The sequence below is a fragment of the Labrys sp. HAY1-8F genome (assembly GCF_056754975.1).
In genome coordinates this window covers 5,410,823-5,423,097 of sequence record NZ_JBPGWZ010000002.1, presented here as the reverse complement: position 1 = coordinate 5,423,097, position 12,275 = coordinate 5,410,823, and the positions used below count along the sequence as shown (strand labels likewise).

Genomic DNA, 12,275 nt, shown 5'->3' with positions numbered 1-12,275 from the left:
CGCCATGTCGGGCGCCGAGACCAATCTGGAGATCACGCCGCAGGTCCTGCTCAAGGCCTATGCCTGCGGCATCTTCCCGATGGCCGAGAGCGTCGATGATCCAGGCCTCTATTGGGTCGAGCCGGAGTTTCGCGGCGTCGTTCCGCTCGATGGCCTGATCATCTCCCATCGCCTCGCCCGCACCATCCGTTCCGACCGTTTCGAGATCGTGGTGGATCGCGATTTCGAGGGGGTGATCGATGGCTGCGCGCAATCTGCGCCGGGGCGTCGCACCACTTGGATCAACGCCTCGATCCGTCGGCTCTATGGCGAATTGTTCCGGCTGGGGCATTGCCACACGGTCGAGGCCTATCGCGGCGGCCAGCTGGTTGGTGGCCTCTACGGTGTCGACCTTGGCGGCGCCTTTTTCGGCGAAAGCATGTTCCATCGCGAGAGCGACGCCTCGAAAGTCGCCTTGGCTCATCTGGTGGCAAGATTGCGCCATGGCGGCTACCAGTTGCTCGACACCCAGTTCGTCACCGACCACCTGACCAGCCTCGGCGCCATCGAACTGCCGCGCTCCCTCTATCATCAACTGTTGGATGACGCTCTCGCCGAGGATGGTGATTTTCTCGCCTGGCCAAAGGAAGAGGCCAGGAGCGGCGCTGAAATTCTGGCCGTACTGGCCGATTGAGCCTGCCGGTCAAAAGGGGCTTGTCGGGAGCTGCCAATTATAGGCGACCGCGATCATGCGCAGGCTGACGCAGAGGATAGCCGCCGCCACAGCGACATAGCGCCGGCGCCAATTTCGCCCGCGGCTGAGTGTTATCACGATAGCGCCGGCCATGCCGGCTGTCGCATAGATGTCGGTCTGCAGAATATGCGGCACCCTGTTCAGCAGCACGTCGCGCATCACACCGCCCCCGACGCCGCTGACCGTGCCGAGGAAAATCGCCACCAGAGGATGGATCTTGAAATCCAGCGCCTTGAAGGTACCGGCCACCACAAACAGAGCCAGGCCACAGGCATCGAACGCGATCAACACGTGGATCGGGATGGCTTTGACCCAAGCGTGGAACACCCAGGTGACGAAAGCGGCACTGAGCACGGCCACCGTATAGCGCCAGTCGGCCACCGCAGCCACCGGGCGGGCTCCGATCAAGACGTCGCGCATCACTCCACCGCCGAGCGCCGTCAGGAAGGCCAGCACCAGCACCCCGACCGGATCGAACCCGGCCACCACGCCGGCCAACGCCCCTTCGAGCGCGAATACGAAGGTGCCGCCGAGATCGGCGATGAGAACCAGTTGATCGACCTTGCGGGACATCGACGCGCTTCCAGCGATGCCAGGATTTCCGGTGATGTCAGGATTTCCAGGGATATCAGGACATGGCATCGCCCTATCCACGATCCCCGTACGGCAGACAATCACGCCGATCAACAAAGCTGTGCATGGACGGTGAAAAGCCGCCCGCTCAATCCTGCGGCGCGTTGGGATCCACCGGCTGGTCGAAGAAATCGGTATTGCCGTCGCCGGCCTCAGGCGGCGGAGCGGCGTCCGGTACCACCGTCTCGGGCGATGCGGCCTGCCCCTTCTTGCCCTTCGCGGGCTTGCTGCCCGGCTGAGCCGTCACCACGGGCGGCGGCGGTGGATCGCTGGTCTTGCCGCCCTTGCAGTCCTTGAGCCAGACGTCATAGACGGGATGCTCGACGCCATTGAGGCCCGGGCTGGCAGCAAACATCCAGCCATTGAACAGACGATCGACCTTCTTGCTGAGCGTGAGCTCGTCGATTTCAACGAAGCTGGTGGTTTGCGGATCCTCGCTGGCCGAACGGCTGTAGCATACGCGTGGGGTCACGCTGAGCGCCCCGAACTTCACCGTCTGTCCAACTGGCGCCTCGAAGGTACTGATTTCACCGGAAATCTTGTCGAGGCCTGTGAAGACCGCGGTGGGGTTGGTGATGCGCTCAGCCCGGGCTTCGCCGGTGCCCAAAATCACGCCGAGGCAAGCCGCACTTGCAACAGCAAGGCGCCGGGACCGGTCGGTCAGAGAAAGGAAGGCAGGCGGACGCAAAGGCAAAGGGGATCCGTGTCTGGACGAGTCGAAAAGCGATAGCGCCCCTTCGGGGCGAAAAGACGGCCACGGGCACCGCCGCAGCCGGCTATACCGATGCGTCAGTCCCCCGGCGACCAGGCCTGGTAATCGCCGGTCGCCGCCTGGCGATGGCCGTGAGAGAGCATCGAGCCCTTGGGATGATAGGCGTTCACCGTACCGGTCTGGTTCGGGCGATGCGGCTTTTGCCAATCGCGCGGCTTGTATTCGGTCTCGCTCGGAGGGGTATCGATCTGATGGTGCATCCACCCCCACCAGCCCGGCGGAATCGCCGTGGCCTCGGCATAGCCATTATACTGCACCCAGCGGCGCTGCACGCCAATGGTCGGATCCACGGCACCGCCCTTGGTGCGGTAGTAGACATTGCCGAACTCGTCCTCACCCACGCGCTCGCCCTTCCGCGAGGTCCAGAAGCGGGTTCCGATCGTGGAGCCGTTCCACCACGTGAAGATCTGCAGGAGCGTTTTCATCGAGGGCTGCCGTTTCGTATTCCGTTGCAAGTCTTATGGCCAAGCATGAAGGGGATGTCCACCATTCCGCTCCACCTTACAGGCGATTTCTAGAGCAAGACGCGTGGCAGCAGAACCTTGTTCTGCTCGAATCTGCCATCCTAACTCCGCATCCGTCCGACCCGAAGGCCACCGGCGAAGTATCAGAGCCGCGCGATCGCCTGCGCAATCAGGTCGAAATAGCCGTCGGCATCGATGCCGCCGAGGACAAAGGCGTTTTTCGGACGGTCGGTCACGCCCCACCAGTCGATCACCGTCATGCCCTGGGTAAGGTCGGATTCCGTCTCGATCTCGACATTGCAGGAACGGCCGGTGAAGAGCTCAGGCTTGATCAGCCAAGCGATCACGCAGGGATCGTGCAGAGGCCCGCCCTCCGAACCGTATTTTTGCACGTCGAAGCGCTCGAAGAAATCGAGCCAACCCACCGCCGCATCCGAAACTTTGGACCCGATCGCCCGGATCCTGTCGACGCGCGGGCGGGTGGTGAGCGCCTTGTGGGTCACGTCGAGCGGGGCCATGGTGATCGGAACGCCGGCGGCGAAAACCGCTTTGGCCGCATGGGGATCAACGAAGATGTTGAACTCGGCCGCCGGCGTCATGTTGCCGCCCTCGAAGCAGCCCCCGCCCATCAGCACGATCTCCTTGATGCGCGGGGCGATGCGCGGCTCGCGCATCAACGCCAGGGCGATGTTGGTGAGGGGGCCAAGCGGGCAAAGCGTGATGGTGCCGGAGGGGCGCGTCATCAGGGTCTCGACGATGAAATCGACGCCATGGCGCGGGCTGAGCGGCATGGCCGGCTCCGGCAGATCCGCGCCGTCGAGGCCGGTCTTGCCATGCACATGCTCGGCGGTGACGAGCGGTCGCAGCAGCGGCCGGTCCGCGCCGGCGCACACGGTGATGTCGGACCTCCCCGCCAGCTCGCAGACCACGCGCGCATTTCGGCTCGTCAAGGCCAACGGCACATTGCCGGCCACGGTGGTGATGCCCAGCACCTCGATCTCGGGACTTCCCAGCGCCAGCAACAGCGCCAGGGCATCGTCCTGGCCGGGATCGGTGTCGATGATGATGGAACGGGGCATGACAGACTCGGGAGCATTGAAGAAGGCCGGACCATGGACCGGCGCGGATCGGCGCGCAAGGCGCCGAAGACTCCTCTTCCTCGGCTGCTTCAGGCCGGTGGCGCGCGGTCGGCGGCGTCGAGTTTCTCCTCCAGCCTTTTGACCAGTTGCATCAACTCCACGACTTGAGTCTCACGCAGGAAGTCTATCTTCTCATGCAACAGCTCGATCTCCAGTTCCGCCTTGGTGTTGACGTCATAGTCATGGGTGGCGGCAGCACGGTCGATGGTGGCCTGCCGGTTCTGGCTCATCATGATGAAGGGGGCGGCATAAGCCGCCTGGAACGACAGCGCCAGATTGAGCAGGATGAAGGGATAGGGATCCCAATGCTGGACGAAGGCGATGACGTTGAGCACCACCCAGGCCGCCAGCACGGCCGATTGCACGATAATGAAAGGCCAGCTTCCCATGGTGGCGGCGACCGCATCGGCAACGCGGGCGCCGAAGGACATCGCCGCCTGATCTCCTCCTCGTCGGACGCGTCGCGACTGGCGCAACCGGTGCAGGAGTGCCAGCTCCTCGTCATGAAGCTGATGGGCTTTGGCGATGAGGCTCATCTTCCGTTCTTTCCGACTCTGCTTGCGGTGCGGGAATGCTACAAGGTTCCCTGGCTGAACGGCGGAAATTGTCGGGCGCGCATACGGGCCGCGACGCCGGACTGTAGGCAGGAGAATGGGACATGGCGGGCGAACCCCACCGTATCGTGGTCATCGGGGCAGGTTTCGGGGGCCTGGAAGCTATCCATCACCTCAAGAGGGCGCCCGTCGAGATCACGCTGGTGGATCGGCGCAATCACCATATCTTCCAGCCCCTGCTCTATCAGGTTGCCACCGCCTCGCTGGCCACCTCCGAGATTGCCTGGCCGATTCGCCATCTCATGCGCGGCCGGCCGGAGGTGACCACGCTGCTCGGTGAAGTCGGCGGCATCGACGCGCCGGCGCGGCAAGTATGCCTGAAGGACGGCGCGATGCTTGCCTATGACACGCTGATTCTGGCGACGGGCGCGCGCCACGCCTATTTCGGTCATGACGAATGGGAGCCTCACGCCCCCGGCCTGAAAGCGATCGAGGACGCCACCACCATTCGCCGGCGCATTCTCATTGCCTTCGAAAAGGCGGAACGCGAGACCGATCCCAAGGTGCAGGACGCTTTGCTCACTTTCGTGATCGTTGGCGCTGGACCAACCGGCGTAGAGCTCGCCGGCACCATCGCCGAACTGGCGCGCGACACCCTGGCTCCGGATTTTCGCCGTATCGACACGCATAAAGCACGAGTGGTGCTCGTGGAGGCTGGGCCCCGCGTGCTCGCAGGCTACCCCGACGACCTCTCCGATTACACCAAGCAGTCGCTCGAAAGCCTTGGTGTCGAGGTGGTTCTCGGCGCCGCGGTCACCGCATGCACCGCCGAGGGCGTCGTCTATGGCGGCAAGCTCCTGCCAGCACGCACCATCGTCTGGGCCGCGGGCGTGCGCGCATCCCCGGCTGCCGAATGGCTCGCTGTCCCGGCGGACCGGAACGGCCGAATCATCGTCGAGCCGGACCTGACTGTGCCGGGTCATCCCGAGATCTTCGCCATTGGGGATACCGTCAGCCTCACCGGCCCGGACGGCAAGCCCGTACCCGGCATTGCGCCGGCCGCCAAGCAAGCCGGCGTTTATGTCGCCCGGGTGATTCGGGCCCGGCTGGCGGGCGATCCTGCCCCGCCTCCTTTCCGCTATAAGCATCAGGGCAGCCTGGCGCAGATTGGCAAGAAGCGCGCGGTGATCGATTTCGGCTGGATCAAGCTGCGCGGCTCGCTCGCCTGGTGGATCTGGGGCATCGCCCACATCTATTTCCTGATCAGCGTACGCTCTCGCCTCAGCGTCGCCCTGAGCTGGTTATGGATCCACACCCGCAATCAACGCGGCGCCCGCCTGATCACCCAGGGCGGGGACGGGGACGATTCGTCGCTCGAAAAGGGGTGAGGGAATCACCCCGGCCTCGATTCGTCGGCCAACGACCTCCCGCGCTTGCCCTTACGGCAGGACTTCGGCGATCTCTCCACAAAGGCTTGTGTGCCATTTTGGGTCATCCACCGGGATGGTAAATGAAACATGACCGGAACATGGCAATTCAAAGACAGGGTGAAGGCGGCGATTTCGCCAGAGATTCCGGAGCCTTGAGGCTGCCGGCTCAAGCTTGTCCCCGTTTTCCACAGCCTCTACCATATGTAGATAGTCACTCATTTTGCCGGCACTAAATCTTGACGCCACCCCCGTCGAGTTATACCTATTGAGTCATAGTCGGAAACGTCGGCGGCGGGGGTAACCTCGCGGGATTGCGGGGCACGAGCCCGGCATTCGAACGTTGGCAGGGCCATGCACTCACCGACAAGTAAACAGGATGTCAGGCAGATTTCGAACCGAGCCGTAACGCTGGCACGGCGCGAATTTTTGCGTCTAATTTTCGGGGCAGAACGCAATGCGGATTGATCGGCTTTACACCAAGAAGGGGCAGTCCCCCTACGCGTCCATCGCGTTCCGGACCGCGACGAGCGAGATCCGGAATCCGGATGGCTCGATCGTCTTCCGGCTGGAAGGCATCGCCGTTCCGGAGGCCTGGAGCCAGGTCGCCGCCGACATCCTGGCGCAGAAATATTTCCGCAAGGCGGGCGTGCCCGCCCGTACAAAGAAGGTGGAAGAGAACGCCGTTCCATCCTGGCTCTGGCGCACGGTTCCCGACAAGAAGGCTCTGGCCGCTCTCCCCGAGGCCGAGCGTTTTGTCGGTGAGACTGATTCGCGCCAGGTCTTCGATCGCCTGGCCGGCACCTGGACCTATTGGGGCTGGAAGGGCGGCTATTTCGACAGCGAAGACGATGCGCAAGCCTTCTTCGACGAGCACCGCTACATGCTCGCCATGCAGATGGTCGCGCCCAATTCGCCGCAATGGTTCAACACCGGCCTGCATTGGGCCTATGGCATCGATGGCCCCGGCCAGGGCCATTTCTATGTCGACTACAAGACCGGCAAGCTGACCTCCTCGTCCTCGGCTTACGAGCATCCCCAGCCGCATGCCTGCTTCATCCAGTCGGTTGCCGACGACCTCGTCAACGAGGGCGGCATCATGGATCTGTGGGTGCGCGAGGCGCGCCTGTTCAAATATGGCTCGGGCACTGGCTCCAACTTCTCGGCCCTGCGCAGCGAGGGCGAAAGGCTTTCGGGCGGCGGCCGTTCCTCCGGCCTGATGTCCTTCCTCAAGATCGGCGACCGCGCCGCCGGCGCCATCAAGTCGGGCGGTACCACCCGCAGAGCCGCCAAGATGGTGGTTGTCGATGCCGATCATCCCGATATCGAGACCTATATCGATTGGAAGGTGAAGGAAGAGCAGAAGGTTGCCGCCCTCGTCACCGGCTCCAAGATCGTGCAGCGCCACCTCAAGGCTGTGATGCGCGCCTGCGTGCAATGCGAAGGCCCGGGCGAGGATTGCTTCGATCCGGAGCGCAACCCGGCCCTCAAGCGCGAAATCAAGGCGGCCCGCCGCAACCTCGTCGCCGACAATCTGGTCAAGCGCGTCATCCAATTCGCCAAGCAGGGCTACAAGGATATCTCCTTCGACACCTATGACACCGATTGGGACTCGGAGGCTTATCTCACCGTCGCCGGCCAGAATTCGAACAATTCCGTGCGCGTGGACGATGCCTTCCTCAACGCGGTCGAAAAGGACAGCGATTGGGAGCTGAAGGCCCGCATCACCGGCAAGACCATGAAGACACTGAAGGCCCGTGACCTCTGGGAGAAGATCGGCCACGCCGCCTGGGCTTCCGCCGATCCGGGCATCCAGTTCCACACCACCATCAATGACTGGCACACCTGCCCGGTCTCGGGGCCGATCCGCGCATCCAATCCGTGCTCGGAATACATGTTCCTCGACGACACGGCCTGCAACCTCGCCTCGCTGAACCTGCTGCAGTTCCGTGAGAAAGACGGCAGCTTCAACCTGGCCTCCTACGAGCATGCCGTCCGTCTGTGGACGATCGTGCTCGAAATCTCCGTGATGATGGCGCAGTTCCCCTCCAAGGCGATCGCGGAGCTGTCCTATCGCTACCGCACGCTGGGCCTGGGTTATGCCAATATCGGCGGCCTCTTGATGACCTCGGGCATCCCCTACGACTCCGATGCCGGCCGCGCGCTCGGCGGCGCCTTTTCGGCAATCATGACCGGCGTCGCCTATGCGACCTCGGCCGAGATGGCCAGGGAGCTCGGCCCCTTCCCGGGCTTCGAGCCGAACCGCGAATCCATGCTGCGCGTCATTCGCAACCATCGCCGTGCCGCCCATGGCGAGGCAACGGGCTATGAGGCGCTGGCCACCGCACCGGTCGCGCTCGATCTCGCTTCTCTCGCAGCCCTCGGCGACAACGGCAAGGCCATCGTCGAGCATGCCAAGGCCGCCTGGAACAACGCCCTGGCGCTGGGCGAGGCCCATGGCTACCGCAACGCCCAGGCGACCGTGATCGCGCCCACCGGCACGATCGGCCTGGTGATGGATTGCGACACCACTGGCATCGAGCCTGATTTCGCCCTGGTGAAGTTCAAGAAGCTCGCCGGCGGCGGCTACTTCAAGATCATCAACCGCGCCGTGCCCGAGGCCCTGCGGACGCTGGGTTATTCGGAAGCCGACATCGCCGAGATTGAGGCCCATGCCGTCGGCCATGCCTCGCTGCGCCAGGCGCCCGCGATCAACCACACCTCGCTGGCCTCCAAGGGCTTCACCGAGGAGAAGCTCGCTCTGCTCGAGAAGTCCCTAGCTTCGGCCTTCGACATCAAGTTCGTCTTCAACAAGTGGACACTCGGCGAGGACTTCATCACCGGTACGCTCGGCGTGCCGGCCGAAAAGCTCAACGAGCCTTCCTTCGACCTCCTCGCTCACCTTGGCTTCGCCAAGGCTGATATCGAGAAGGCCAACATCCATGTCTGCGGCGCCATGACCCTCGAAGGCGCGCCGCATCTGAAGGCCGAACATCTGCCGGTATTCGATTGCGCCAATCCCTGCGGACGCCTGGGCAAGCGCTTCCTCTCGGTGGAGAGCCACATCCGCATGATGGCGGCGGCGCAGCCCTTCATCTCGGGCGCGATCTCCAAGACCATCAACATGCCCAACGACGCCACGGTGGAGGACTGCAAGGCTTCCTACATGCTGTCCTGGCGCCTGGCGCTGAAGGCAAACGCCCTCTATCGCGACGGCTCCAAGCTCTCCCAGCCGCTCAACTCGCAGCTTCTGGCCGACGAGGACGAAGCCGACGCGGTGGAAGAGCATCTCGAGCGCTCGGTGCCCGCCCGTGCGGCCCAGGTCGCCGAGAAGATCGTCGAGCGTATTATCGAGCGGGTGGAAGTGGCGCGCGAGCGCGAGAAGATGCCCGACCGCCGCAAGGGCTACACCCAGAAGGCGGTGGTGGGCGGCCACAAGATCTATCTGCGCACCGGCGAGTATGACGATGGCCGCCTCGGCGAGATCTTCATCGACATGCACAAGGAAGGCGCTTCCTTCCGAGCGATGATGAACAATTTCGCCATCGCGATCTCGCTCGGCCTGCAATATGGCGTGCCGCTGGAGGAATATGTCGAGGCCTTCACCTTCACGCGTTTCGAGCCCTCTGGCTTTGTGCAGGGCAACGACTCGATCAAGAACGCCACCTCCATCCTGGACTATGTGTTCCGCGAGCTCGCCATCTCCTATGTCGGCCGCTACGACCTCGCCCATGTCGTGCCTGATGAGGATGGCCATGCTACGCTTGGCCGTGGTGACGGAGAGAGCAAGGCGCCGGCCCAGCCAGTGACCGTGCCTGTTTCGCGCGGCCTGGTGCGCTCCAAGACCGAGCGCTTCGTGGTGATGCCCGGCGGTGCCACCGCTGCGTCGAACACGCTCGCCCCGGTATCAAACGATGCTCGCGGCGCCATCACGGCCCTGTCCAGCGCCGTGAATACCGGCCTCAGCCGCGGCGTGGTCGCCGGCCCGGGTGCGCACACCGTCGGCGCCACGGCGCTGAAGGAGGAGCCCGCCCTCGACGCTCTCGCCTGGGAAGCCCCGGCCGCTCCCGCGGTCAAGCCGGCCTCCGAGCGCCGCAAGGAAGCCAGGCTGCGCGGCTATGAAGGCGAAGCTTGCCCCGAATGCGCCAACTTCACGCTGGTGCGCAACGGCACGTGCCTGAAATGCGACACATGCGGCGGCACCACCGGCTGCAGCTGAAGGTGGATGGAGAGTACTCCAAGGTGCGATGGATGCCATTGAACATCCACCGCCGTTGACGAAAATGGCGTGATTTCAAAGCCTTGGAAAATTCGAATGATGCACCCGCCAAACATGTTTGGCGGGTGCATCTTTTTTGAGTTCATCGCCCCGATTGCGGTGCCTGTAGCTGCAGATTGCCCTGCTCACCGCCAACCGAGCGCAGGCGCGATCTCGGTCAAGATCGTCTCGATGACATGGGCGTTGTAGGCGACGCCGAGCTGATTGGGGACGGTGAGGAGCAAGGTATCGGCCTCGGAGATCGCCTCATCCTGCCTGAGCTGCTCGATGAGCGCTTCGGGCTCGGCAGCATAGCTGCGTCCGAAGATCGCGCGCGTGCGCTCGTCGATGAAGCCGATCTGGTCCTCCCCATCGCCTCCCCGCCCGAAATACATGCGGTCCTCATCATTCATCAGCGCGAAGATGCTGCGGCTGACGGAGACCCGGGGCTCACGCGCATGGCCGGCCTCCTTCCACGCCGCACGATAGGCGCGGATCTGCTTGGCCTGCTGAATATGGAAGGCCTCGCCCGTCTCGTCGTTCTTCAGGGTCGAACTTTGCAGGTTCATGCCGAGCCTGGCGGCCCAGATCGCGGTTGCATCCGATGAAGCCCCCCACCAGATCCGTTCACGCAAGCCCTCGGCATGCGGCTCGAGGCGCAGCAAGCCCGGCGGATTGGGAAACATCGGCCGCGGATTGGGCTGGGCGAACCCTTCGCCGCGCAGCAGGTTCAGGAAAACCTCCGCGTGTTGGCGCCCCATATCGGCATCGCTCTTGCCTTCCGCCGGCTGGTAGCCGAAGTGGCGCCAGCCATCGATCACCTGCTCGGGCGAGCCACGGCTGATGCCGAGCTGCAGGCGGCCCTTCGAGATGAGATCGGCGGAACCCGCATCCTCGACCATGTAGAGCGGATTCTCGTACCGCATATCGATCACGGCGGTGCCGATCTCGATGCGACTGGTCCTGGCTCCCACGGCCGCCAGCAAGGGAAAAGGCGAGGCAAGCTGACGCGCGAAGTGATGGACGCGAAAATAGGCGCCATCCGCACCCAGCTCCTCCGCCGCAACGGCCAGATCGATCGACTGCAGCAGCGTATCGCCGGCAGATCGCGTTTGCGATTGAGTTGATGGTGTCCAGTGCCCGAACGAAAGAAAACCGATCTTCTTCATGCGAAATGTCTGCCTGCTGAATTCCCAAATGCGCCCCGCAGCGGGAAAGCGTGCCGGCGCGCTTCAGATATAGGGAGTGAAGTTACATTCCGGCAGGCCCCCTGAACTGGACGATCGGCTCGAAGCCCGTGACGGCAAATGGCCCTTCATCGAGAAGATCGTCCTTGATGCCCGCGTTTTGCCATTGGACGAGCTATAGGCAGTCGCAATCGCGAAACCGGCAAAGCCGATCTGGTCATCTTGAACTCGCTTTGCGCCCTAACGCTCCCAGCCTCGCGTAAATGGGAAGCGTTCGGCCCAGATGGCCGTCAGCCGAGGGTCGGCATCCACCCGGCGTATCGTCTCCGCCAGACCGGGCGCAACCTCATAGAAGCGCCGTCGCCCGGGCGACCACCGCGAGGCCGTGGCCACATAGAGATCGAGAACCGACAAATCCTCGCCGAGGAGATAGCGGCCCGGCCGCAATTGCATCTCCATCAATTCCCAGCAGTGAGCGATGCGATCGAACAAGCGGGATTTGACGGCCGCGTGATGCTCCGCTCCTTCGATGATGCGAGAAGGATTATCGGTAATCCAATAAAGGGCGTAAATGGCCGAAGATACATAGGTCATCCAGCGTAGGAATGCCGGGCGCGCAGCCTCGGTCAACGCCGGCGCGAGCCGTGCTTCGGGATAGGTATCGGCCAACCAGATCAGGATCGCGGCGCTCTCGCTGATCACGTCACCCGTAGGCAGTGCCAATGCCGGAACCTGCAACATGGGATTGATGCCAACGAGCTTGCTCGCTTCCTGTCCCCCCTCCCACGGAGCGCATTCCTCCACGCGATACGGCAATTCAAGAAGGCTAAGGGCAGCCTCGATCGGAACCGATCCCGAGCCTGCCGCTCCATAGACAACAAATGTCCCAGTCACCCCTTCTCTCCTCTGTAACACGCGGCCAGGGCTAACGATCCAACCCGCCCCATCCTTCTTCGAACTTGGCATCAGGCGACACCGGAATATCTCCACTCTCTTTCAAAAAACGACGCAATTTCAGGATTCTGCAAGTTGTAATTCATCTATCGAACACGCTTGGAAGTGTGAGCCGTTCTAAGGCCAGGTCACCCAAAACCGGCGATTTCCTGAT

Annotated in this window: 9 protein-coding genes and 1 pseudogene; 3 read left to right on the top strand and 7 right to left on the bottom strand. The window is 63.2% G+C overall.

Translation table 11 applies throughout. From position 1 onward, the window contains the following. The first annotated feature begins 4 nt into the window (after positions 1–4). On the top strand, positions 5–673 hold the full coding sequence (gene aat, locus ACR9ZN_RS34135) for a leucyl/phenylalanyl-tRNA--protein transferase (RefSeq protein WP_481274312.1): 669 nt from the start codon (positions 5–7) through the stop codon (positions 671–673). A gap of 9 nt (positions 674–682) precedes the next feature. Here aat and ACR9ZN_RS34130 read toward each other — a convergent pair whose 3' ends face one another. From ACR9ZN_RS34130 to ACR9ZN_RS34110, 5 genes and pseudogenes are all read right to left on the bottom strand, one after another. Continuing rightward, a complete protein-coding gene (locus ACR9ZN_RS34130; protein ID WP_481274311.1) occupies positions 683–1,306 on the bottom strand; it encodes a trimeric intracellular cation channel family protein in 624 nt (207 codons plus the stop codon). 313 nt (positions 1,307–1,619) lie between these two features. Beyond that, positions 1,620–2,060 (bottom strand): annotated as a pseudogene (locus ACR9ZN_RS34125) (DUF2155 domain-containing protein); the annotation flags it as partial. A gap of 95 nt (positions 2,061–2,155) precedes the next feature. Beyond that, positions 2,156–2,563, bottom strand: a complete 408-nt coding sequence (locus ACR9ZN_RS34120; protein WP_434956023.1) for an NADH:ubiquinone oxidoreductase subunit NDUFA12 — start codon at positions 2,561–2,563, stop codon at positions 2,156–2,158. A 182-nt stretch (positions 2,564–2,745) separates the two neighbouring features. Continuing rightward, entirely contained in the window at positions 2,746–3,681 is a 936-nt protein-coding gene (locus ACR9ZN_RS34115) for a nucleoside hydrolase (protein WP_441772515.1), read from the bottom strand. Positions 3,682–3,770: 89 nt separating this feature from the next. Next, positions 3,771–4,277 carry a DUF1003 domain-containing protein gene (locus ACR9ZN_RS34110; protein WP_434956021.1) on the bottom strand — a complete coding sequence of 169 codons (507 nt, stop codon included), beginning with the start codon at positions 4,275–4,277 and terminating at the stop codon, positions 3,771–3,773. Positions 4,278–4,399: 122 nt separating this feature from the next. Here ACR9ZN_RS34110 and ACR9ZN_RS34105 point away from each other — a divergent pair, with 122 nt between their 5' ends. Then, positions 4,400–5,683 carry an NAD(P)/FAD-dependent oxidoreductase gene (locus ACR9ZN_RS34105; RefSeq protein WP_481274310.1) on the top strand — a complete coding sequence of 428 codons (1,284 nt, stop codon included), beginning with the start codon at positions 4,400–4,402 and terminating at the stop codon, positions 5,681–5,683. A gap of 496 nt (positions 5,684–6,179) precedes the next feature. Beyond that, complete coding sequence (locus ACR9ZN_RS34100) at positions 6,180–9,941, top strand: vitamin B12-dependent ribonucleotide reductase (RefSeq protein WP_481274309.1); 3,762 nt, start codon at positions 6,180–6,182, stop codon at positions 9,939–9,941. A gap of 185 nt (positions 9,942–10,126) precedes the next feature. On the opposite strand, the gene ACR9ZN_RS34095 is transcribed toward ACR9ZN_RS34100, so the two are convergent. Next, positions 10,127–11,149 (bottom strand): LLM class flavin-dependent oxidoreductase, encoded by a 1,023-nt coding sequence (locus ACR9ZN_RS34095; RefSeq protein WP_434956018.1) that lies wholly within the window; start codon positions 11,147–11,149, stop codon positions 10,127–10,129. Positions 11,150–11,407: 258 nt separating this feature from the next. Next, positions 11,408–12,061: a glutathione S-transferase family protein gene (locus ACR9ZN_RS34090; RefSeq protein WP_454813632.1), complete on the bottom strand. Its 654-nt coding sequence runs from the start codon at positions 12,059–12,061 to the stop codon at positions 11,408–11,410. Between the last annotated feature and the right edge of the window lie 214 nt (positions 12,062–12,275).